Raw genomic sequence first — 20,928 nt, 5'->3', positions numbered from 1 at the left:
CAAGATTGTACCGGCAGGCTGTGAACGGCAAGACGCCGTGGCAGCCTCTTTGGTGAAGATAAAGGTTTTACGATGCAGGTCACCGAAACGCTCAACTCCGGTCTCAAGCGCGAGATCAAGATCACCGTGCCGGCCGGTGATATGGAAGCCAAGCTGATGGCGCGGCTGTCCGACGCCAGGAACAAGGTCCGCATCAACGGCTTCCGTCCCGGCAAGGTGCCTGTGCAGCATTTGCGCAAGGTCTACGGCAAGTCGTTCATGGCCGAAGTGGTCAACGAAATCCTCAACGATTCGACCCGTTCGATCATCACGGGGCGCGGCGAAAAGGCCGCCATGCAGCCTGAAGTGATCATGACGGAAGACGAGAAAGAGGCCGAGAAGATCCTGGCCGGCGGCGCCGACTTCGAATTCCGCCTCAACTACGAGGTCATCCCGGCGATCGAGATCAAGGATTTCTCCGACATCAAGGTGACGCGCCAGGTATTCGAAGTGCCGGACAGCGAGATCGACGAGCAGGTCCAGCGCGTTGCCGAATCGGCGCGAAGCTTCGAGCCGAAGACCGGCAAGGCCGCCGAAGGCGATCGCGTTTTGATCGACTATGTCGGCAAGATCGACGGCGAGGCCTTTTCCGGCGGCGCCGGCACCGACCAGCCGCTGGTTCTGGGGTCCAAGGAATTCATTCCAGGCTTCGAGGACCAACTGATCGGCGCCAAGGCCGGCGACGAGAAGCAGGTCACGGTCACTTTCCCGGAAAACTACCAGGCAGCGCATCTGGCCGGCAAGGAAGCCACCTTCGACGTCACCGTCAAGGAAGTGTCCAAGCCCGGTACGCTGGAAATCAATGACGAGATGGCCAAGAATCTCGGCCTGGAATCGCTGGAGCGCCTGCGCGACGTGGTGCGCGGCCAGATCGAGAACCAGTTCGGCTCGATGACCCGTCAGAAGGTCAAGCGCCAGCTGCTCGACCAGCTCGACGCGGCCTATTCGTTCGAGGCGCCGTCGAAGCTCGTCGATGCCGAGTTCAACAACATCTGGACCCAGGTCAACCGCGATCTCGAAGCCGCCGGCCGTACCTTCGCCGACGAGGAGACGACGGAAGAAGAGGCACGCGCCGAATATCTGCGGCTTGCCGAGCGCCGCGTGCGTCTCGGCCTGGTTTTGGCCGAGATCGGCGAGAAGGCCGGCGTCACCGTTTCCGACGAGGAACTGCAGCGCGGCCTGTTCGAGCAGGTGCGCCGCTACCCGGCCAACCAGCAGCAGGAAGCCTTCGAGTTCTATCGCAGCAATCCGGAAGCCCTGAACACGCTGCGCGCGCCGATGTTCGAGGAGAAGGTCGTCGACCATCTGCTCAGCCAGATCTCGGTCACCGACGTCAAGGTCAGCAAGGAAGAGCTGATGGCTGACGACGAAGAGGGCGATACCGCCAAGGCCAAGCCGGCGAAGAAGGCCGCTGCCAAGAAGGCCGACAAGGCTGAAAAGGCCGACGACGCGGAAGAGCCGAAGAAGAAGGCAGCCCCGAAGAAGAAGGCCGCCAAGGACGCCGAATAAGCGCCTGACGACAAGATCAGAAAAGGCCGCCCCCGAGGCGGCCTTTTTCGTTGTGGCGGATGTGCCTTGAGCCACCGCAGCCCACCTGAACCTTTGTACGGTCGTCCTGTTCTACCTACCGGCCAGATTCTGTGGTACACAAGTGCCGCAATTCCATCTGAGGAGGAGCGGAGAATCTATTCTGCCGTGCAGGGCGCATGCTGGTGCTACCGGCATGTGCAGACCGTCTCAGGCAAATTTGACGATCAGGGAGGAATGCCATGCGCTTGGTTGCGTTTTTCGCCGTCGTTTCCGTTGCAACTTTCATCGCCAATCCATCGCGGGCACAGGACGCCGCGGCGGGCGAGAAGGTCTTCACCAAATGCAAGGTCTGCCACGTCGCAGACCAAGACACCAACAAGATAGGCCCTTCGTTGCATGGCGTTATCGGCCGGACGGCCGGTACGCATCCGGATTTCAAATATTCCGAAGCCATGATCGCGGCCGGCACATCCGGCGTCAAATGGGATGAGCCGACACTGACGACGTATCTTCACGACCCCAAGGCAATGGTCAAAGGGACGAAGATGGCGTTTCCCGGCCTCAAGAAGGACGAGGACGTCGCCAACGTCATCGCCTATCTGAAGCAATTTTCCCCGTAACCTGGCTCTTCGGCCGGCCAGAGCGTTTCACCGTTTCACGGAAACGGCGATCCGCTCGATCTCTTTGTTCTTACGCAATTCCGGATGGAAAACCGCATACACTTTTCCTGGAATTGCTCTAGGCTGCCCGGTTTCCATCGATGGTCGTCTCAAATGTCGGTCAAGGAAAGCCTCAAGGATACCGGCGTCCGCCTCTCGGACGCGACGGCCAGTGATTTCTTTGCGCTCTTGAAGCCTCGGGTCATGGCCCTTGCCGTCTTTACCGCCTTCGTCGGTCTGATGGTGGCGCCCGGCGCGATGAACCCGGTCATCGCCGTGATCGCCATAGGTGCGATTGCGGTTGGAGCGGGAGCGGCCGGCGCGCTCAACATGTGGTACGACGCCGACATCGACGCGCTGATGTCGCGCACATCAAAGCGGCCGGTTCCGTCGGGCCGCGTCACGGCCGGCGAAGCGCTCGGCTTCGGCCTGGTGCTTTCCGCACTTTCGGTCATGACGCTCGGCGTGCTGGTGGGCTGGCTTGCCGCGTCACTGCTGGCCTTCACAATCTTTTTCTACGTCGTCATCTATACGATGTGGCTGAAGCGCTCGACGCCGCAGAACATCGTCATCGGCGGCGCAGCGGGTGCCCTTCCTCCGATGATCGGCTGGGCGGCGGCCACCGGCGCCATCGGCATTGAAAGCCTGATCCTGTTCCTGATCATTTTCCTGTGGACGCCGCCGCATTTCTGGGCGCTCGCACTGTTCAAGGCCGGCGACTATGCCGCTGCCGGCATCCCGATGATGCCGAACGTGGCCGGCCAGGCCTCGACCAGAAGGCAGATCTTCGCCTATTCACTGCTTCTGGCACCGATCGGAGTGCTGCCCTGGGCGTTCGGATTTACGAGCGGGGTCTATGGGATTGTTTCGGCTGCGTTGGGCGCGGGTTTCATCTGGCATGCCTGGAACGCCCTGGTCATCCTCGACAAGGAGATGAAGCCGGCCAAGGCGCTGTTTGCCTATTCGATCTTCTATCTTTTCGCGATCTTTGCCGTGCTGCTTGCCGATACCATCGCGATGCGCGCGTTCATGTCAGCCGGAGGGTGACGGCATGACGCTGTGTTCGGAAACTTCGCCTTCCGGGAGCCTTTTGTAAGAACGGGCGACAAGCTCCAGTCAATGGAGTATATTGATTGCGGTGCAGGTCGCGGTTCGCGTGGCCAGTCATGCAGAACGGCAGCACCGTGACACCGCGACCTTGCCGGACCTGGTCTGGAGGAACGGGCATGACAAGTTTTCACGTGATTGCAGGCGCCAGCGAAACGCTGGAACACACCAAAATCCGAAAAATCAGTGTTTCCGATCTTTTCGATGCGCTCAAGCGCGGTGTTGACGATTTTATGGTCAAACCGTCGCACATCGTCTTTCTCTGCCTGATCTATCCGCTTGTCGGCGTGGTGCTCGCTGCCTGGACTTCGGGTGCCAATGCGTTGCCGATGTTGTTTCCGCTGGTGTCCGGCTTTGCGCTTATCGGTCCATTCGCGGCGATCGGCCTTTACGAGATCAGCCGCAGACGAGAAGCCGGGCTCGACACCTCCTGGACGCACGCGTTCGAGGTCAGGAATTCTCCGGCCCTGCCAGCCATCGCCGCAGTCGGGATCATGCTGGTTGCAATCTTCATCGCCTGGCTTTTGGCGGCGCAGGTGTTCTACGAATATCTCTTCGGCCCGGCTCCGCCTGCATCGATTTCGGGCTTCATCAATGAAATATTTGCCACCGGACGCGGCTGGTCTCTGATTGTCCTGGGTCACGCCATCGGCTTCGTCTTCGCCGCGGTGGTGTTGTGCACGACGGTTGTCGCCTTCCCATTGCTGCTCGACCGCGACGTCGGCGCCTACGAAGCCATCCACACGTCGGTGCGAGCGGTGCTGGCGAACCCGATCCCCATGGCTGTCTGGGGACTGATTGTCGCCGTCGCCCTGATCATAGGCTCGCTGCCGGTGTTTGCCGGGCTGGCGGTCGTGCTGCCGATCCTGGGTCACGCCACCTGGCATGTCTACCGCAAGGTTGTGGAGCCGCCATCGTCCCCGACGCGGGTCGGCCTCTGACCCCGCAGATCAGCTGATGGGAAGCTTCATCTCCGGTCTTTGACCGGAGATGAAGACTGTGCGTCAGGGCCCCGGTCCGAAGAAGGACAACCGGGTGAGAAGCGTGTAGTCCGCTTCGAAGAGCATCATCGCCACGAACACCAATATCAGAAGCGGCGGCAGGATGATCGCATAGGTCAGCGCCAGCCGCTCCCAGGCCATGTGCATGAACACGGCGACGATCAGCCCGGCCTTGAGGATCATGAAGATCAGGATCAGAGACCATCTGAGATAGCCGTGGATGCCGAGATAATCGACCATGTAGGAGCAGGCGCTGAGGATGAACAGCCATGCCCAGACCACCAGATAGAGCTTGATCGGATGTTCCTGATGAACCTCCGCGACGCCGGTCGATGGCCCTTCATGCGCATGATCAGAGTGCAGCGCGTGTTGCCCGAGGCCGTTTGCGGTTGCTTCAGCCATGTCAGCCTCTCACCAAAGATAGAAGAATGCGAAAATGAACACCCAGACCAGGTCGACGAAATGCCAGTAGAGCCCCATGATTTCGACGTTCTCGTAGCGACCCCTGCGGCTGGTGAAGAAGCCGGGACGACCGACGTCGTAGTCTCCACGCCAGACCTTTCGCGCCACGATGATGAGGAAGATCACCCCGATCGTCACATGCGTGCCGTGGAAGCCGGTGATCATGAAGAAAGTCGAGCCGAATTGTGCCGCGCCCCAGGGATTGCCCCACGGCCGTACCCCTTCGGTGATCAACTTGGTCCATTCGAAGGCTTGCATGCCGACGAAGGTGGCTCCTAGCGCTGCCGTCAGAAGCATGAGGATTGCGGTTTTGCGGCGGTCGCGGCGATAGCCAAAATTGACCGCCATGGCCATCGTTCCGCTGCTCGATATCAGCACGAAGGTCATGATGGCAATCAGGATCAGTGGAATGTCCGAACCGCCGATGCGAAGCGCAAAGACCTCGCTCGGATTGGGCCACGGCACACGTGTGGAGACGCGCGCGGTCATGTAGGAGAGCAGGAAGCAGCCGAAGATGAAGGTGTCGCTGAGCAGGAAGATCCACATCATGGCCTTGCCCCAGGACACGTTCTTGAACGCGCGCTGATCCGAGGACCAATCGGCGGCGATGCCTTGCCAGCCTGCGGGCCGCGTCTCCGTTTGGCCGGTATGCGTCAGTGTCGTTTCTGCCATGCTCCTCGACCTCCTAGGTCAGCAACTGCCGGCAAATATCGATGAACGTCGCGGCCCAGCCGGCTAAAAGAGCGAAGATGGCGAGCCAGACGAAAAGCAGGAAATGCCAGTACATGGCGCATAATTCGACGCTGAGGCGAAGCCGTTCCGGCCGTGCCCCGTTCCAGGCGCCGGCGGTTGTCCTGCCCAGGCCCACCAGCCCTCCCACGATATGCAGGCCGTGCATCCCGGTTATCAGGTAGAAAAAACTGTTGGCCGGATTGGAGGCCAGAAAATAGCCATCGGCGGTCAGGTCCCGCCATGCCATGAGCTGCCCGATGAGGAAGGCGATCGCGGTGAGCCCAGCCGCGGCAAGGCCGAGCCTGACCGTGTCCATCTGGCGCTTGCGCGCCGCGATCGAGGCGCATTGCAGCGCAACGCTGCTCAGCACCAGCATGCCGGTGTTGAGCCAGAGCAGGCGTGGGATGGGCAGCGGCTGCCAGTCCGACAGCGCCATACGCATGAAGTAGGCGCTGGTGAACAGCGCAAACAGGCAGCCGACCACGGCGAGGAAGACACCGAGGCCAATCTTGGCGGTCGGCAGGCTCGATCGGTCGAAGGCGACAAAATCTCCTGCCACACCTTGCTCGAGCCATGGTTTCGCCATCAGCCGCTGATGCGAGAGCCACCAGCCGGCAAAGCCGGCGATCACGAGAAGGAAGACCAGGATGACGCTCATGCCGGCTCCCTGGAGGGGCCGAACGTGCCCGGCATGTTTTGCGGAATGAAGTCCTCCTTGGCGCCCGGCACGCTGTAGTCATAGGCCCAGCGATAGACGATCGGCAGATCCTTGCCGAAATTGCCATGCGCCGGTGGCGTCTGCGGCGTTTGCCATTCGAGTGTCGTGGCTCGCCATGGATTGCCACCGGCCTCGCGCCCATGGCGGATGCTCCAGATAAGATTGAACAGGAAAACGATCTGGGCGAAGCCGACGATAAACGCCATGATGCTGATGAACGAGTTCAGGTGATGCGCCGACTCCGTCATGACCGTCACGTCGGTCAGTTCGGCATAGCGCCGCGGCACGCCCATCAGGCCGATGTAATGCATGGGAAAGAAGATCAGGTAGGCGCCGAGGAATGTGACCCAGAAATGGAACCGGCCGAGCGTCTCGTTCAGCATCCGGCCGGTGACCTTCGGGTACCAGTGGTAGATCGCGCCGAAGATGACGACGATCGGAGCAACACCCATGACCATATGGAAGTGAGCGACGACGAACATCGTGTCCGACAGCGGGACGTCGACGACGACGTTGCCGAGAAACAGCCCGGTCAACCCGCCATTGACGAAGGTGACGATGAAAGCCATGGCAAACAGCATCGGTATGGTGAGATGGATGTCGCCCCGCCACAGCGTCAGCACCCAATTGTAGACCTTGATCGCCGTCGGGATGGCGATGATCAGTGTCGTGGTGGCGAAGAAGAAGCCGAAATAGGGGTGCATGCCGCTGACATACATGTGGTGCGCCCAGACCACGAAGCTCAGCGCGCCGATGCCAACGATGGCCCAGACCATCATCCGGTAGCCAAAAATGTTCTTGCGCGCATGCGTGCTGATCAGATCGGAGACGATGCCGAAGGCCGGCAGCGCCACGATGTAGACTTCCGGGTGGCCGAAGAACCAGAACAGATGCTGGAACAGGATCGGGCTGCCGCCATTGTGCTGTAGCTGTTCCCCCATCTCGACGACCGCGGGCATGAAAAAGGAGGTTCCAAGCGCGCGGTCAAGCAGCATCATCACGCAGGCGACGAACAGCGCCGGAAAGGCGAGCAGCGCCATGACGGTGGCGGTGAAGATGCCCCAGACGGTCAGCGGCAGGCGCATCATCGTCATGCCGCGCGTGCGGGCCTGCAGCACCGTCACGACATAGTTCAGACCGCCCATGGTGAAGCCGATGATGAACAGGATCAGCGAGACGAGCATCAGGATGATGCCCCATTCCTGGCCGCCAGGTGTACCGGTCATGATGGCTTGCGGCGGATAGAGCGTCCACCCGGCGCCGGTCGGTCCGCCGGGCGCAAAGAAGCTCGACACCAGCACCAGCACGGCAAGGAGGTAGATCCAGTAGCTCAGCATGTTGACATAGGGAAAGACCATGTCGCGGGCGCCGACCATCAGCGGGATCAGGTAGTTGCCGAAGCCGCCGAGGAAGAGTGCCGTGAGCAGGTAGATCACCATGATCATGCCGTGCATGGTGATGAACTGGTAGTAGGCCTCGGGGGTGATGAAATCGAACGTGCCGGGGAAGCCGAGCTGCAGCCGCATCAGCCAGGACAGCACCAGCGCGACCAGGCCGATGGCCGTTGCGGTCGCCGAATACTGGATGGCGATGACCTTGGCGTCCTGCGAGAAGACATACTTCGTCCACCAGCTGTGCGGATGGTAAAGCTCCATTTCCGCGACTTCGGCGGGCGGGACGGCATCTGCAGGCGTGATATCGACCATAGGCGGAGCACCTCCGTGCCCTTCAGCGGGACCCGACAGTTTCGAGTTTTGCCGCAACTTCTAGAGCTGACGCCGTCGCGTTGCCCGGCGCCTGTTCCACCGAGCCCGTCTGCTGCGGCGCCGACAACTGCGCGAACGTCTGCTGCTGGTCGAGCCAGGCCACATAGTCCTGCTCGGTATCGACCATGACGATGCCATGCATCATCGGGTGCCCCTGGCCGCACAGTTCGGCGCACAGAACCTGGAAGGTCCCGGTCTTGGTGGGGGTGAACCAGAAATAGGTGACCGAGCCCGGTATCATGTCCATCTTGGCGCGGAATTCCGGAACGTAGAAATCGTGCAACACATCGATCGAGCGCAGCAGCATCTTGACCGGCTTGCCGACCGGCAGATGCAGGTCGGCCGCTTCGACCACGACGTCGTCCTGGCCGCTGGGATCCTTGGCGATCACGCCCAGCGGATTTTCAGCGGTGACGTCGCGGGTGTCGGATGTGCCGAGTTTGCCGTCCTTGCCGGGCAAGCGGAAGCTCCACTGCCATTGCTGGCCGACGACTTCGACCACGGTTGCGTCGCTTGGAACGTTGACGAACCGGCTCCAGACAAACAGGCCGGGAACCAGCATGGCGGTAACACCCACTCCGGTGACGATCGTCAGCCACCATTCGAGCCGCTTGTTCTCCGGTTCGTAGGCCGCCTGGTTGCCTTCGCGGTGACGGAAGCGGAAAACGCAATAGGCCATGAATAGGACGACTGCGGCGAAGACGACGCCGGTAATCCAAAAGGTGATGATGATGGTGTTGTCGATATAGTCCCAATTCGAGGCAATCGGAGTCCACCACCATGGGCTCAGGAAGTGGAACAACACCGAGCCCACGACGATCAAAACGAGTACAACCACTATGGGCATGTCCCGTTCCTCCCGGTATTTCAGGGGGCGCGAAGCCGTCCCGGGAAAATACCAAGTGCATCATGCGTGATTTGCGATCGAAATTCTAGAGCCGGTTGTGGAAGGAGCGAAAAATTGCTTCTGCGGCGCCCGGACCTTGCTTCGTTGGTGACGCCGGAGCGACACCTGACCCCCAAATCAGGGAGGGCAGGGACTGGTTTGATTCGGCTTGCCTTGTTCCAGCGGGATCAAAGCGCCTTGATGATGATGCAGCCGGCCAAAAGCAGCACGACGCCGGCGAGCCGCATGCCGGAGACAAGCCGCTGCGGCAGGCGGAACCAGCCGAAGGTGTCGACGAAGATGCCGGCGACCTGCTGGCCGGCCACCGTCAGGCTGACGGCAGCTGCCGCTCCGATGACGGGGATGGCGGTGAACACGGTCGTGACATAGGTGGCGCCGGCAAAACCTCCGAGCCAGCCCCACCAGGGCATCGACGACAAGCCGGCGAGGCGAGGGCGGGGCGTCTTCGTCAGGGCAAGCGCGATCAGAAGCACCGCGGCCATGGCCAGCATCGCCACCAGGAACGAGATGGTGCCGACCGCAAACGGCGCGCCGCCAAGGTCGTGCCGAAGCAAGGCGTTTACAGCGCCTTGCACCGGAAGCACGGCGCCTGCCAGCAGCGCCAGTCCGATCCACCCTGGTCTTGAGGATGCGGTATTGTCGGCCGCGCCCTTCTGTCCCAGAACGATGAGGGCAGCCCCGGCAAGCAAGACGAGCATGCCGAAGGCAGGCCCGGCTCGCAGTCCGGCTTCGGGGATCCCGAGCCAGCCGAACGTGTCGAGGGCGAAGGATGCAAGCATCTGCCCAGCGATGAAGAGCCCGACGGACACGACGGCGCCAAGGCGAGGGAACAGAAGAATGGTCGAAACAACGTAGAAGGCCGAAGCCATGCCGCCGATCGCATGCCACCATTCGGCTTGCCGAACGGCAAGCAGAGCCGGTGTCGTTCCGGTGAGGGCCGTGATCGACAACAGCACGATGGCGCCGACCGCGAGCTGAAGCGTGGTCGCGGCAAAGGGTGAGCCGACCGCCTTTGAAAGTTGGGCATTGGCGCCGGCTTGCACCGCAAGCAGGCCACCGGCGACAAGCGCCAGAGGGACGAAGAGGATTTCCACGATCGTATTCCTTGAATGCGGGGTGCGGCGGCTAGGGCATGATCCCAAAAAGTGGGTGCCGGTTTTTTGGAAAAGATCATGCTCCAACAAAGGGTTAGGTCATGATGAGATTTCAACCAAATCTCATCATGATCTAAGCGGCAGCCGATGCTTCGGGCAGGGCGGGAACGGCAATGCCTCTGACAACTGCGGAGCGTCGGCCTATGGCGGCATACCAACGCGCCAGGTCTGGCGCGTCATCGAGGCTGAGGCCGAGCCTGGTGACGGCCGCGTTGATCCATGGCCATGTCATCACATCGGCGATGCCGTAGCTTTTGCCGACGATGTGCTCATAGTTCTTGAGCCGGCTATTGAGCACTCGGAAGACGCGTCCGGTTTCGCGCTCAAAACGCTCGATCACATAAGGGATTTTTTCCGGCGCGAAGATTTTGTAATTCCACAATTGGCCAAGCGTCGGGCCGACATGGGCCGCCTGGAACAAGGTCCAGGTCAGCGTATCGTCCGCCTCCTGCGCGCCCACCGGCTGAAGCTTGCCCGACCGTCGCGCCAGGTAGTGTAGGATGGCGCCGGATTCGAAGACCGTGCGGCCGGCGTCCCGGTCGACGATCACCGGGATCTTGTTGTTGGGATTGAGCGCCAGGAAATCAGGCTTGGTCTGGTCGCCCCTTTCGATGTCGACCAAGCGGACCGAGTAGGGCAGGCCGACCTCTTCCAGCATGATCGAGGCCTTGTGCCCGTTGGGTGTCTGGCAGGTGTAGAGTTCTATCGGCGTCATGGCTCTTCTCCGCGACTGTTTCTTTTGCGTCGGACTCCATATGGCGTGCGTGCATGCGCAGATCGACATGCCGATTCGCCCGCTTGCTCTGCGTTTTTGCACAGCGAAGCGTCATTTTGACTCGCAGAGCGCAGCGCTTTCTTTTATCTTTCTGCAAGAATGCACAGCTCACGCGATATCGACTGGGAAGATCTGCGCATGGTGCTGGCCGTCGCCGATGGCGCTTCGCTGGCGGCGGCGGCTCGGATCCTAGGCGTGAACCACACGACTGTGCTGCGGCGCGTCAACGCCTTCGAGGCGCGGCTGGGTATCCGCCTTTTCGATCGGCTGCCGACTGGCTATGCCCTCACCGCGGGCGGCGAGGAACTGCTGGGCGCGGCACGCACAATGGCCGAGACGGTCAATGAACTGGCGCGCAAACTGTCGGGGCAGGATCTCAGGTTCGAAGGCAGGTTGCGGGTCACCACCACCGATACGCTAATGGCATCGGTGCTGCCGCCGATCCTGGCGGCGTTTCATAAGCTCCATCCCGGCATACGGGTCGAGGCGATGACGCAGAATTCCATCGCCAACCTGACGCAAAGGGATGCAGACGTGGCGATCAGGCCGGTGTCGCAACCGCAGGAAATCCTGGTCGGCCGGCGCATTTCGGGCGTCGCCTTCGCCGCCTACGCGACACGTTCCTACGCCGAAACGCTACCCCCGGAGCCGAGATTGGGTGCGCTGCGCTGGATCGCGCCCGACGACAGCCTAGCCAACACCGGCGTCGCCCGCTGGATGCGGTCGTCGCTGCCCGATGTCGAGATCGCCATGCGCGCCGATTCCCTGGTGACGATGTCGCATGCGGCGGGCGCCGGTATCGGGGTTGCGGCGCTGCCCTGTTATCTCGGCGACAGCCTGCCCGGGCTTGTAAGGATCGGAGGGCTGATCGAGGAGATTGGCTCGGCGCTGTGGGTGCTGGTGCACGACGATTTGCGCCGCACGGCGCGCGTCCACGCCTTCACCAAATTCGTCTCCGGCGAATTGCAGCAGCGGCGCGACCTTCTTGAGGGCAGGCTCGGCGCCGGAGCTTGAGACGCACGCCAGCTGACGCTGGGGTTCAACTCCGCAACAGGTTCCCAAGCTCGGCAACCGTCATCACGCGCCCGAACACCTTGCCTATGATGTCGAGGGTTGCATTGTGCGATGCCTCGTCCAGTCCGCCATTGGCGTCGCTGATGAAAGCCACCTTGTAGTCGCGCATGAAGGCGCTCCGCGCGGTGGATTCGCAGCAGATGCTGGTCACGGTGCCGATGATGATCACCGTGTCGACCCGGCCTGCGCCACGGATGTTGCGCAACACGGTCTCGAGCTGCGTGTTGTGGAAGGCATCGTAGCGGTGCTTCTTGATGACGACATCCCCAGGCAAGGGCGCAAGCGCGGCGACGATTTCGGCGCCGGCGCTGCCTTCCCGCATGCCTTTGGTTTTCAGCTTCGGCTGATAGCTGGTTTCCAGCGGCGAGATATCGAAATGGTCGCTGAGCACATGCTGGGTGTAGATCACCGGGACGCCTTGCGCGCGGCAAAGCTCGACCACCTGCCGCATCGCCGGAATGCGATGGCGGGCCATGGCCACTTCCATGACGGCGCCCTCATCGACGAAGTCGCTTTGCATGTCGATGACCAGGAGGGCTGCGCGTTGCTTGTCGAACGGCCATGGTTCGTCGCCGGGCTGGGGCATTGCGTGTTTCCTGTTTCCGACGTTGATCAGGTGAGCAGCAGGCTCTTCATCGAGACATCGCAATTCCTGCCGATGACGATGTGATCGTGGATGGATGGAGAGATCAAGGTCGTGGCAATCTCGCAGCGAGTTCCGGGATTTGTTTGGGCGACTTGACGCGTCCTCGCTTGGCCTACGGGTCGATGACCGCGATCGCATCGATCTCTATCAGGTAGCCGGGAGACATCACCGCTATCCCGACCACTACGTTTGCCGGCTTGTGATCGCCGAACAGCTCGATCTGGGCCGCTTCGATGATCGGCACGTGTTCGTCGCGTTTGTAATCGACGATGTAGATCGTGATCTTGCAGACTTGCTACGGGCCGAGCGCCGGCGGCAGCAAGCGCTCGGCCGAGATTCCCGAACGCCAGGCGCGCCTGGACTGCGAAATCACCATGGCCAACGAGCTTGCCGTGTATGTCTTCTGGTTGCTGGCCCGAGACGAACACCAGCTTGCTTCCTGTCGCAACGACGACCTGGGAGTACATTTCTGGAATCGGCAGATCATTTGGATTTATGCATTCGAGCGTCATTGAATAGATCTCCTGCAATGGCTGTGGCTGCTTCGTATTCGCGGGTCTACCACATTGTCGCCGAAGCGGGCGCTTCCGTCGCACTATCACTTCTACACCGCAAGCGTGGGCGTTTGAGCCAAGCCGGAATGTTGCTGATTGGCTCGCGAGCGGTGGCGTTTGGGATGACGGCACCGGCGCCCATCAGGCTCAGATCAGCAGCAGGCCCTTCATCGAGGCGTTGCCTTTCTTGCCGATGATGATGTGGTCGTGGACGGCGATGCCGAGCGGCTTGGCGCTCTCGATGATCTGCTTGGTCATTTCGATGTCCGCACGCGATGGTGTCGGATCGCCGGAAGGGTGGTTATGCACCAGGATGACGGCGCTGGCCGATAGTTCCAGCGCGCGCTTGATCACTTCGCGCGGATAGACCGGCGTGTGGTCCACGGTGCCGACCTGCTGTACCTCGTCGGCGATCAGCACGTTCTTCTTGTCGAGAAACAAGATGCGGAACTGTTCGCGGTTCTCGAACGCCATCGCCGAGCGGCAGTACGCAAGAAGCTGCGTCCAGTTGGACAGCACCTCGCGGTCGCGAACCTCGGTCCGCGCCATGCGCTGCGCGGCAGCGGCAATCACCTTCAGGTCGACCGCCACGGCGGGGCCGATGCCCTTCACCTCCTGCAGCAGCGCCACCGGTGCGCCAAGCACTTCGCCAAAAGTGCCGAAGCGCGCCAAGAGCGCCTTGGCGATCGGCTTGGTGTCGACGCGCGGGATCAGGCGAAACAGCAGCAGTTCGAGAAGTTCGTAGTCGGGCAGGGCGTCCGCGCCGCCGGCAACGAAGCGCTCGCGCAAACGGTCGCGATGGCCGTGATAGTGTGGCTTCTCCGCCGATTTGTCTCTTGGTGCCTTGTCCTTCGCCGGTGGTTCAAGCCACCGCTCGGAGAAGAACCCCCGTTCGTCGTCACCGCTGTTCCCCATCCATCCCCCACACTCCCCGAGGCTTCGACGGCAGATTAGAGCGGTAAGCAGCGCGCGGTCGAGTTTTTTCGGCGACGGCGCCTCAAAGCTGCGGCTTGAGGCGATCTTGTTTTCAGCTGACCGGCGGCAGGCCGGGGCGGTCGAGCTTGTTTGGCGACAGGGTGAAAATCTCGCAGCCAGTTTCGGTGACGCCGATCGTGTGTTCGTACTGCGCCGACAGCGAGCGGTCGCGCGTCACCGCCGTCCAGCCGTCCGACAGCACTTTCACATGCGGCCGGCCAAGATTGATCATGGGCTCGATGGTGAAGATCATGCCCGGCCGCATCTCGACGCCTTCCGAGGCGGTGCCATAGTGCAGGATGTTGGGTGCGTCGTGGAACAGCTGGCCAACGCCGTGGCCGCAGAAATCGCGCACCACCGAGCAGCGCTCTGCCTCGGCATAGGTCTGGATGGCGGCGCCGATGGCGCCGGTGCGGGCGCCGGGCCGGACCGCCGCGATTCCGCGCATCAGGCACTCATGAGTGACTTCAAGCAGGCGTTCGGCGGCGCGCTTGATGGTGCCGACGGGATACATGCGCGAGGAATCGCCGTGCCAGCCGTCGAGGATGTAGGTGACGTCGATGTTGACGATGTCGCCATCCTTCAACGGCTTGTTGTCTGGAATGCCGTGGCAGACGACGTGGTTGATCGAGGTGCAGGACGATTTGGTGTAGCCGCGGTAGTTGAGCGTCGCCGGTAGCGCGCCTTGGTCCATGCCGAATTCGAAGACGAAACGGTCGATGGTCTCGGTGGTGACACCCGGCTGGACCATCGGCACCAGTTCATCAAGGCAGCGCGCGGTGAGATCGCAGGCCTTGCGCATGCCGGCAAATCCTTCTTCGCCGTAGAGGCGGATCTGGCCGGTGTTCCTGAGGGGTGCCGTGGCGGCGTCGAGATAGGTTACCATAGTGTCCGTTTGCCTGTAAGCGGGCGGCGCATATCAGCCCGTTAGAAAATTTCCTCAGATTTGGCACTGCAAGCCGCAAGGTTCAAGGAAGAACTGCCGGCAATGGACTGATACTGGCGATATTCCTGGCTTGCGCGACCGCTCAGATGACATCCAGGTGCGCGATCTCCTCCGAATGCCGAGATCGCACTGACGACACATTTTCGCGCAAAAGCAGCCAAAGCAACTTTTGACGACGAACGGCGTTGCTGTGGTCGACGCCAGTTCGGGAGATATAGAATGGACAGATTGCAATTCGAGGTGCCGGTGCGCATCGCGCCCGCGCCCGGGCTGCCGGTAGAGGAAATATACAGCGTCGAACAGGCGCTGGATATCCTGCATGACTGGCCAAGGAAGCGACAGGGCAAGGTCTATGAAGCGGCGTTCAATGCCTGCTTCGGGGCCACGGTGGATGTGGTCAGGACTGAGGACGCCTGGCGCGCCTTCATGGCGTTTTGCCGGGTCAGTGGCCTGCTGGCCAGGGATATGATGGTTACGGCCAAGCGCGCCGGCGAGGCGAGGGGCCTGAGGGTCTAGAGTTCTGCTTGGCCTGGAGGCCGGCCAACCGACTCGTTCCAATCGGCGCGGACTCCGCGGCGTTAAGGTTCCGTTTCCGACTTCACAGCTAGGCATGAGCCATAGAGCAGCGTCTGATTCGTTGCGTCGGTTTCATGGTGCAGAACATGTCTTCAGCCAATGTGCGTACCTTCCCGCTAGATCGGCAGACCGTGCTGGTGCGCGAGGTCGCCGCAAGGCTGGGCAGACTGCACGGCGACACGGCCACGTCGTTCTGGAAGGCCACGGCGCGCGAACTCCTCGACAAGGCGGTCGCGGCCGGCTGCGATGCGGCTTCGGCGGCCAACGATGTCCGCCGGTTTTTTGCCGCGGTCCAGGACGAGATGCATTTCAAGGCGGACGATGCCGCACCGGGGCAGCGCCGGACGCGCACCCGCCCCTAGCCTCATACAGAGCACACACGCGCTCGTCATTGTGTGGCCAACCGTGGACCGGTCTTGGCGTCGACGAATCTCGGGCCTTGCGCTGTCGATCGTGCCGTCCCAGCCACGGCGAGCGCCTTGTTGAACGCGAGACAGGCGATGAAATACTGGTCGCGCTCGGCCCTGGCGACGTCGGTCATCGCCAAGGAAATCGTCGAGCGCTATGGCGGGACTATCATGCCGGAGACCTGCCTGACGGATGGCTTTTGCAGATGGTGGGATCGACGCGGTTTAGCGCAAGGCGTCGGCCTCTCGGCGATCCCTGTGCCGACCCGATCCGAATCGGCTATGCCTGCGCGATGCAGGAAACGTCTCTCTACATCCCGGTGAAGCGGTTTCTCGAGAGCCTGGAATTCACGGTCAAGGGCGAAGTCGGGCACTGCGATATCGTGGCGGTGCGCGACGGCGAGCCGCCTGTGCTGGTCATCTGCGAACTGAAATTGCAGTTCAACCTCGAACTGGTGCTGCAAGGTGTCGATCGCGCCGCGGCATGCGACGAAGTGTGGCTGGCCGCGCGCATGTCGGCGCGTGGCAAAGGCCGCGAGCACGACCGCCGTTTTCGCGCGCTGTGCCGGCGGCTCGGCTTCGGGCTTCTGGCTGTCAGCGGCAAGGGGGAGGTCGAAGTGCTGCTCAGCCCGGCGGCTCTGCCGCCGCGTCGCGATCCGAAGCGGCGCTCCCGACTGATGGAGGAACACCGTCGCCGGCGCGGCGATCCGGTGGTCGGCGGTGGTTCGCGCGCCCCGATCATGACCGTCTACCGGCAGGATGCGCTGGCCTGCGCCGCAGCCATGACCGACGGGCCGAAACGCCCGCGCGATCTGAAAGCGATTTCGCCGCGCGCGCCCAGCATCCTATCGGACAATGTCTATGGCTGGTTCGCCAGGGCCGAGCGCGGCGTCTACGCGCTGACCGAGGGTGGTCACGCGGCGTTACAGCGCTGGCCGCAGGTAGCGCACGACCAGGGGTGAGTGGCCGGAGATTGCCGCGAGCAGGCGCCGAGGGAAACCTCGGCACGGCAGCCGCTGTTCGCCGTTTCAACCGATTCGCCGCGCCACCGTTCCAGCCGCTGCTAGTTCGGCGGCTGCCGCGAGGCTTATTGTTTTCCTGAAAGATCTGGTACGCCCAAGGGGAATCGAACCCCTGTTACCGCCGTGAAAGGGCGGTGTCCTAACCGCTAGACGATGGGCGCGCTCAGACGAAGCGGCTTATAATTGCGTTGTTGCCAACCGGCAACCCATCAGCCGCCAGATGCGGAAACTTTTTTCAAGAGGGGCGAAAACGGCCAGTTTGGTGAGCAAGCGCAGGTTTTCTGGCCTCGCGTCGTTGCACATCTTTGGACGAATGCGCTGCGCAGTCGTCATCCTCGCGTCTGCGCTGCGTCGCTGCGGTCCTTGCTTCGCCATAGGATGACGAAGTCGCGGGTGCCTCGGCTAATCTCGAACGTCGCTGATAGCTAATCGGAAAAAACGGCGGGCTGCTAACAGCCCCTCGGCCCGTTTGCCGAATGGGGATGCTACCCCCGCCGGCGGCAGCGCCAGTTCCAGTCGCGCTCGGGGCCGACGTCGACGTGAACGGATTCGGTATGGCAGTAGGTGCCGACGCCGCCGCGGCCGGGCATGGTTCGGATGTAGCTCGCCAGTTCCCATTTGGAGACGCCGGGAACCTGGATGTCGGCGGCGGCGCAATACATGTGCAGCGAATTCTTGGCGCCGTTGGCGCGCCGGTTGCGTGCCGGGTCGCGGTAGCCTGATGTGACCATCATCTTGCGGCCGTAATGGCCTTCGATGGTCTTCAGCACACGCACCAGCGACGGCTTCAGGCAGGCGACGTCGACGCTCTCGTTTTGCTTCAACAGGCCGTTGGGCGCCAGCCGGGCGAGGCCGGCGGCGGAAGCCACCTGATAGGCGCCGCCCGAACCCTCGTCCTCGTTCAGATCGACGTCGCTTTCGTCGTCGAGGCCGGATTTGCGCTTGATCTCGAACAACGCCGTCTGGCGCACGCCGGGCAAGGCATCGCTGCCGGTGATGTGGTTGCTCTCGTTGCCAAGCGAGGCAAGCTGCAAGGGCTTGTCGGCCGAACTGGCTGAGGCCAACGTGATGATCGGCTTTGCCGGGGCGGCCTTCTGGGCAGCAACCGCAGGCTGTTCGCCCGAGCGCGAGTTGACCAGCGGAGCAGGTGCCGCCGAGGTTGGCGTGGTGCTGAACAGTGAGGCCAGGAAGCCCTTCTTCGGCGTGTCGATCTGCTGGGGCGCGGCGGTCACGTAGACCTCGCCGGGCGCGGGTGCCGCGGCAGTCGGTTTCGGTGCGATCACGCCGGCATCGGCGGCGGCGATCTTCTGCGCCACGGCGTCCGTTGCGGCCGCGGTCTGTGCTGACTGCTGCAGCGACTGCGGCGTCTGGCCGACAATGGTTTCGGAGCCGGCGGGAACATTGACCGGGAAGCCGGTGCCGGGCTTGGCCACCGGCACATAGGCGACCTGCTCGGGCAGTGTCGCATCGCCCGCTGCCGTCATCATCATCTGCGGCCCGGTGGATGTGACCTGCACGGTCGAATCGCCCGGCGCCGCAGGGCTGGCGCCGGAAGCCGCGGCGATGTCAGAAGCGGTCGCGTTGTAGCCAGGCATGCCGACGGACATTGTGGGGTCGCTGGCGGAGGTGCAGGACGCCAGAAGCACGGAGAAAAGCGCTGCCGCTATAGTGCGACCTTCTCTCCCCGCGAGACGCGATCCTACTGATTTCAAAACTAAATTCCCCCTCGGTGTCCGGTCGGCCTGCTATTGGTGCGGCGTCGAAACGTTCACATCCAATAACCTTGTGTTCCCAAACCGGAAACGAGACTTGTGTCAATTCTGCAAGCCTCTGAATTATTTGCTCGTTGGAGGCCAATTGAGGCTTCTTGAAGGTTGACGACACCATTTCGCCCCGTTTTGCCGGCCAGTCAACTCACCAGACATTACATTCCGTTACACACAGGCACCTGCAAAAGGTGCCGGCCGTTACACGCGCACCTTCACATAGGTGCCGGGGGCATCACCCAGGGTTTTCATATGCTTGCCCGGTTTGCGGGCCGGAACGAGGGTGTCGTCCTGGGTTTCGATCCAGTGCTGCCAGTGCGTCCACCAGGAGCCGGGATGCTCCACCGCCGAGGCGAGCCACTGGCCAAAATCGCCTGTCGGTTTGCCGCCGGTCCAGTACTGGTATTTCTTGGCTGCCGGCGGGTTGACCACACCGGCAATGTGGCCGGAACCAGCCATCACAAACTCGACGTCGCCGCCGAAATATTGCGAGCCGAGAAACACCGAAAGGGCCGGCGCGATGTGATCTTCCTTCGACGCCAGGTTGTAAACCGGGATGGTGACGTCGGCCAGCGACACAGTGCGGCCGGCGAGTTCCATCACGCCACGAGTCAGATTGTTCTCGAGATAACAGTTGCGCAGGTAGAAGGAGTGGTTTGCAGCCGCCATGCGGGTGGAATCGGCGTTCCAGTAGAGCAGGTCGAAGGGCAGGGGATCCTTGCCGCGCATGTAATTGTTGATGACATGAGGCCAGATCAGGTCGCCCGAGCGCAGCATGTTGAAGGCGGTCGCCATCTTGGTGCCGTCGAGGTAGCCCTTTTCGTTCATCGATTTCTCGACCGCTGCCACCTGGTCCTCATCGACGAAGACTTTCAGGTCGCCGGCATGGGTGAAGTCGACCTGCGTGGTGAAGAAGGTCGCCGATTTGATGCGGTTGTCGCCTTCCTGTGCCAGCAGTGCGAGTGCGGCCGCCAGCAGCGTGCCGCCGACGCAATAGCCGATGGCGTTGACCTCTTTCTCGCCGGTCGCCTTCTCGATCATTTCGAGGCCGTATTGCAGGCCTTCCCGTATGTAAGCTTCCCAGCCCTTGGCGCCGTGCCGCTCGTCGGGATTGATCCAGGAGATGACGAAAACGGTATGGCCTTGCTCGATCGCCCAGCGGATGAAGGACTTTTGCGGGTTGAGATCGAGGATGTAGAACTTGTTGATCCAGGGCGGGCAGATCAGCAGCGGGCGCTTGAGCACCGTCTCCGTCGTCGGATCGTACTGGATGATTTCGGCGACATCGCTGCGGCCGACCACCTTGCCGGGAGATGTCGCGACGTTCTTGCCGATCTCGAAGGGCGAATAGTCAGCTTGTCTCAGCTTCAGGTCGCCCTTGCCGGCGGCGATGTCTTCGGCCAGCATCTTCATGCCGCGCACCAGGTTTTCGCCATTCGAGGCGATGGTTTCTCGAAACAGCTCCGGATTGGTCAGGATGAAGTTCGACGGCGAGATGGCATTGGACACCTGCTTGACGTAGAAGCTCGCCTTGTGGCGGGTGTGGTCGTCGAGGCCTTCGGCGTGCTCGACCAGGTCGGCCGCCCAGCGCGAGGTGACGAGATAGGCCTGTTTGAGGAAATCGAAGAAAGCGTTGCGACCCCATTCGGGGTCTTGAAAACGCTTGTCGCCGCGCTCGGGCTTGACCGCATCTTCGGGCGCCTCGGCATTCGGGCTAACCTTCTGGATGGCGTTGCCCCAGACCGTCATGTAGCCGGCGAACAGTCGCGTCTGCGCTTCCAGCGCGCGTTGCGGGTCGGCCAGCCAATATTCGCTGAGCTTGGAAAAGGTTTTTACCATGTCGACCACGGGTTCGGCGACATGATCGCGCACCTCGCCCTTTTCGCGCGGCTCGGCCCAGGCGGAGGCGGCTTTGCCGGCCTGTTCGACCATACGCGCCATGTTCAACGCGAAGCGTTCCGGGTCTTTCACCAGATATTGCTCGACGGTCGAAGATTGATCATCTTCCGCTTTGCTCGAATCAGGTGTTTTGGACATGGCTCGCGGGGTTCCTCCCGAGGCGTTTTCTTGACATATTATCATGGGACATCTGACCGGGTCCAATGCGCTGTA

The 20,928-nt window shown here is 61.9% G+C and carries 22 protein-coding genes, 1 tRNA gene and 1 pseudogene; 8 read left to right on the top strand and 16 right to left on the bottom strand.

Translation table 11 applies throughout. From position 1 onward, the window contains the following. Positions 1-72: 72 nt before the first annotated feature. The 4 genes from tig (at position 73) to ACYG9Z_RS02135 (ending at position 4,276) form a co-directional block, all read left to right on the top strand. Positions 73-1,548, top strand: a complete 1,476-nt coding sequence (gene tig, locus ACYG9Z_RS02150) for a trigger factor (RefSeq protein ID WP_023716236.1) — start codon at positions 73-75, stop codon at positions 1,546-1,548. Positions 1,549-1,808: 260 nt separating this feature from the next. Beyond that, positions 1,809-2,189 (top strand): c-type cytochrome, encoded by a 381-nt coding sequence (locus tag ACYG9Z_RS02145; RefSeq protein WP_023667668.1) that lies wholly within the window; start codon positions 1,809-1,811, stop codon positions 2,187-2,189. A 153-nt stretch (positions 2,190-2,342) separates the two neighbouring features. Next, complete coding sequence (locus ACYG9Z_RS02140) at positions 2,343-3,275, top strand: heme o synthase (protein ID WP_023716235.1); 933 nt, start codon at positions 2,343-2,345, stop codon at positions 3,273-3,275. A gap of 179 nt (positions 3,276-3,454) precedes the next feature. Continuing rightward, a complete protein-coding gene (locus ACYG9Z_RS02135; protein WP_023691119.1) occupies positions 3,455-4,276 on the top strand; it encodes a DUF2189 domain-containing protein in 822 nt (273 codons plus the stop codon). Positions 4,277-4,339: 63 nt separating this feature from the next. Here the strand turns inward: ACYG9Z_RS02135 and ACYG9Z_RS02130 are convergent, their stop codons facing one another. From ACYG9Z_RS02130 to ACYG9Z_RS02100, 7 genes are all read right to left on the bottom strand, one after another. Then, entirely contained in the window at positions 4,340-4,738 is a 399-nt protein-coding gene (locus tag ACYG9Z_RS02130) for a cytochrome C oxidase subunit IV family protein (protein ID WP_023667665.1), read from the bottom strand. 9 nt (positions 4,739-4,747) lie between these two features. After that, the gene (locus ACYG9Z_RS02125) at positions 4,748-5,470 is read right to left on the bottom strand and encodes a heme-copper oxidase subunit III family protein (RefSeq protein ID WP_023667664.1); all 723 of its coding nucleotides are present in this window, start codon (positions 5,468-5,470) and stop codon (positions 4,748-4,750) included. Between the two features lie 13 nt (positions 5,471-5,483). Continuing rightward, a complete protein-coding gene (locus ACYG9Z_RS02120; protein ID WP_023688233.1) occupies positions 5,484-6,188 on the bottom strand; it encodes a cytochrome c oxidase subunit 3 in 705 nt (234 codons plus the stop codon). Next, the gene (gene ctaD, locus ACYG9Z_RS02115; protein WP_023681631.1) at positions 6,185-7,954 is read right to left on the bottom strand and encodes a cytochrome c oxidase subunit I; all 1,770 of its coding nucleotides are present in this window, start codon (positions 7,952-7,954) and stop codon (positions 6,185-6,187) included. The genes ACYG9Z_RS02120 and ctaD overlap by 4 nt, the downstream gene beginning before the upstream one ends. A gap of 22 nt (positions 7,955-7,976) precedes the next feature. Continuing rightward, the gene (locus tag ACYG9Z_RS02110) at positions 7,977-8,861 is read right to left on the bottom strand and encodes a cytochrome c oxidase subunit II (protein ID WP_023667661.1); all 885 of its coding nucleotides are present in this window, start codon (positions 8,859-8,861) and stop codon (positions 7,977-7,979) included. A 227-nt stretch (positions 8,862-9,088) separates the two neighbouring features. Further along, positions 9,089-10,015 (bottom strand): DMT family transporter, encoded by a 927-nt coding sequence (locus ACYG9Z_RS02105; RefSeq protein WP_023667660.1) that lies wholly within the window; start codon positions 10,013-10,015, stop codon positions 9,089-9,091. A 133-nt stretch (positions 10,016-10,148) separates the two neighbouring features. After that, positions 10,149-10,790 (bottom strand): glutathione S-transferase family protein, encoded by a 642-nt coding sequence (locus ACYG9Z_RS02100; RefSeq protein WP_027050354.1) that lies wholly within the window; start codon positions 10,788-10,790, stop codon positions 10,149-10,151. 159 nt (positions 10,791-10,949) lie between these two features. On the opposite strand from ACYG9Z_RS02100, the gene ACYG9Z_RS02095 reads away from it, so the two are divergent. Further along, positions 10,950-11,864 (top strand): LysR family transcriptional regulator, encoded by a 915-nt coding sequence (locus ACYG9Z_RS02095; RefSeq protein ID WP_023751543.1) that lies wholly within the window; start codon positions 10,950-10,952, stop codon positions 11,862-11,864. A gap of 25 nt (positions 11,865-11,889) precedes the next feature. Here ACYG9Z_RS02095 and ACYG9Z_RS02090 read toward each other — a convergent pair whose 3' ends face one another. The 5 genes and pseudogenes from ACYG9Z_RS02090 to map form a co-directional block, all read right to left on the bottom strand. Further along, a complete protein-coding gene (locus ACYG9Z_RS02090) occupies positions 11,890-12,510 on the bottom strand; it encodes an isochorismatase family protein (protein WP_023751542.1) in 621 nt (206 codons plus the stop codon). A gap of 172 nt (positions 12,511-12,682) precedes the next feature. Beyond that, positions 12,683-12,814, bottom strand: coding sequence for a RidA family protein (locus tag ACYG9Z_RS02085; protein WP_023751541.1), 132 nt, complete (start codon positions 12,812-12,814; stop codon positions 12,683-12,685). A gap of 118 nt (positions 12,815-12,932) precedes the next feature. Beyond that, a pseudogene (locus tag ACYG9Z_RS02080) lies at positions 12,933-13,037 on the bottom strand (RidA family protein); the annotation flags it as partial. A gap of 234 nt (positions 13,038-13,271) precedes the next feature. Next, the gene (gene radC / locus ACYG9Z_RS02075) at positions 13,272-14,039 is read right to left on the bottom strand and encodes a RadC family protein (RefSeq protein WP_023751539.1); all 768 of its coding nucleotides are present in this window, start codon (positions 14,037-14,039) and stop codon (positions 13,272-13,274) included. A 112-nt stretch (positions 14,040-14,151) separates the two neighbouring features. Further along, positions 14,152-14,985: a type I methionyl aminopeptidase gene (gene map, locus ACYG9Z_RS02070; protein WP_023681623.1), complete on the bottom strand. Its 834-nt coding sequence runs from the start codon at positions 14,983-14,985 to the stop codon at positions 14,152-14,154. A 279-nt stretch (positions 14,986-15,264) separates the two neighbouring features. Here map and ACYG9Z_RS02065 point away from each other — a divergent pair, with 279 nt between their 5' ends. After that, positions 15,265-15,561, top strand: a complete 297-nt coding sequence (locus tag ACYG9Z_RS02065) for a DUF982 domain-containing protein (RefSeq protein WP_023681622.1) — start codon at positions 15,265-15,267, stop codon at positions 15,559-15,561. 146 nt (positions 15,562-15,707) lie between these two features. Then, positions 15,708-15,983 (top strand): DUF6074 family protein, encoded by a 276-nt coding sequence (locus ACYG9Z_RS02060; RefSeq protein WP_023681621.1) that lies wholly within the window; start codon positions 15,708-15,710, stop codon positions 15,981-15,983. 26 nt (positions 15,984-16,009) lie between these two features. Here the strand turns inward: ACYG9Z_RS02060 and ACYG9Z_RS02055 are convergent, their stop codons facing one another. Beyond that, on the bottom strand, positions 16,010-16,162 hold the full coding sequence (locus ACYG9Z_RS02055; RefSeq protein WP_023681620.1) for a hypothetical protein: 153 nt from the start codon (positions 16,160-16,162) through the stop codon (positions 16,010-16,012). Positions 16,163-16,321: 159 nt separating this feature from the next. On the opposite strand from ACYG9Z_RS02055, the gene ACYG9Z_RS02050 reads away from it, so the two are divergent. Then, entirely contained in the window at positions 16,322-16,990 is a 669-nt protein-coding gene (locus tag ACYG9Z_RS02050; protein ID WP_023751538.1) for a DUF2161 domain-containing phosphodiesterase, read from the top strand. A gap of 146 nt (positions 16,991-17,136) precedes the next feature. Here the strand turns inward: ACYG9Z_RS02050 and ACYG9Z_RS02045 are convergent. The 3 genes from ACYG9Z_RS02045 to phaC form a co-directional block, all read right to left on the bottom strand. After that, positions 17,137-17,211, bottom strand: a tRNA-Glu gene (locus tag ACYG9Z_RS02045). A gap of 324 nt (positions 17,212-17,535) precedes the next feature. Continuing rightward, a complete protein-coding gene (locus tag ACYG9Z_RS02040) occupies positions 17,536-18,657 on the bottom strand; it encodes a YcbK family protein (protein WP_023681618.1) in 1,122 nt (373 codons plus the stop codon). A gap of 360 nt (positions 18,658-19,017) precedes the next feature. Next, positions 19,018-20,853 (bottom strand): class I poly(R)-hydroxyalkanoic acid synthase, encoded by a 1,836-nt coding sequence (gene phaC, locus ACYG9Z_RS02035; RefSeq protein WP_023751537.1) that lies wholly within the window; start codon positions 20,851-20,853, stop codon positions 19,018-19,020. Positions 20,854-20,928: the final 75 nt, after the last annotated feature.

Source organism: Mesorhizobium sp. RSR380A (assembly GCF_054719385.1).
Note: the sequence above shows the minus strand (reverse complement) of the source record. Positions and strands in the feature narration are given on the sequence as shown.

Bases quoted from the DNA above. Each gene is read 5' to 3' on its own strand.
- ACYG9Z_RS02135 (WP_023691119.1), top strand. From the start codon at position 3,455: ATGACAAGTTTTCACGTGATTGCAGGCGCCAGCGAAACGCTGGAACAC.
- ACYG9Z_RS02060 (WP_023681621.1), top strand. From the start codon at position 15,708: ATGTCTTCAGCCAATGTGCGTACCTTCCCGCTAGATCGGCAGACCGTG.
- ACYG9Z_RS02140 (WP_023716235.1), top strand. From the start codon at position 2,343: ATGTCGGTCAAGGAAAGCCTCAAGGATACCGGCGTCCGCCTCTCGGAC.
- ACYG9Z_RS02050 (WP_023751538.1), top strand. From the start codon at position 16,322: ATGCAGGAAACGTCTCTCTACATCCCGGTGAAGCGGTTTCTCGAGAGC.
- ACYG9Z_RS02090 (WP_023751542.1), bottom strand. From the start codon at position 12,510: ATGCCCCAGCCCGGCGACGAACCATGGCCGTTCGACAAGCAACGCGCA.
- ACYG9Z_RS02120 (WP_023688233.1), bottom strand. From the start codon at position 6,188: ATGAGCGTCATCCTGGTCTTCCTTCTCGTGATCGCCGGCTTTGCCGGC.
- ACYG9Z_RS02095 (WP_023751543.1), top strand. From the start codon at position 10,950: ATGCACAGCTCACGCGATATCGACTGGGAAGATCTGCGCATGGTGCTG.
- ACYG9Z_RS02145 (WP_023667668.1), top strand. From the start codon at position 1,809: ATGCGCTTGGTTGCGTTTTTCGCCGTCGTTTCCGTTGCAACTTTCATC.
- ACYG9Z_RS02100 (WP_027050354.1), bottom strand. From the start codon at position 10,790: ATGACGCCGATAGAACTCTACACCTGCCAGACACCCAACGGGCACAAG.
- ACYG9Z_RS02040 (WP_023681618.1), bottom strand. From the start codon at position 18,657: ATGTCCGTCGGCATGCCTGGCTACAACGCGACCGCTTCTGACATCGCC.
- ctaD (WP_023681631.1), bottom strand. From the start codon at position 7,954: ATGGTCGATATCACGCCTGCAGATGCCGTCCCGCCCGCCGAAGTCGCG.
- ACYG9Z_RS02125 (WP_023667664.1), bottom strand. From the start codon at position 5,470: ATGGCAGAAACGACACTGACGCATACCGGCCAAACGGAGACGCGGCCC.
- phaC (WP_023751537.1), bottom strand. From the start codon at position 20,853: ATGTCCAAAACACCTGATTCGAGCAAAGCGGAAGATGATCAATCTTCG.
- radC (WP_023751539.1), bottom strand. From the start codon at position 14,039: ATGGGGAACAGCGGTGACGACGAACGGGGGTTCTTCTCCGAGCGGTGG.
- ACYG9Z_RS02110 (WP_023667661.1), bottom strand. From the start codon at position 8,861: ATGCCCATAGTGGTTGTACTCGTTTTGATCGTCGTGGGCTCGGTGTTG.
- map (WP_023681623.1), bottom strand. From the start codon at position 14,985: ATGGTAACCTATCTCGACGCCGCCACGGCACCCCTCAGGAACACCGGC.
- ACYG9Z_RS02065 (WP_023681622.1), top strand. From the start codon at position 15,265: ATGGACAGATTGCAATTCGAGGTGCCGGTGCGCATCGCGCCCGCGCCC.
- ACYG9Z_RS02055 (WP_023681620.1), bottom strand. From the start codon at position 16,162: ATGACCGACGTCGCCAGGGCCGAGCGCGACCAGTATTTCATCGCCTGT.
- tig (WP_023716236.1), top strand. From the start codon at position 73: ATGCAGGTCACCGAAACGCTCAACTCCGGTCTCAAGCGCGAGATCAAG.
- ACYG9Z_RS02130 (WP_023667665.1), bottom strand. From the start codon at position 4,738: ATGGCTGAAGCAACCGCAAACGGCCTCGGGCAACACGCGCTGCACTCT.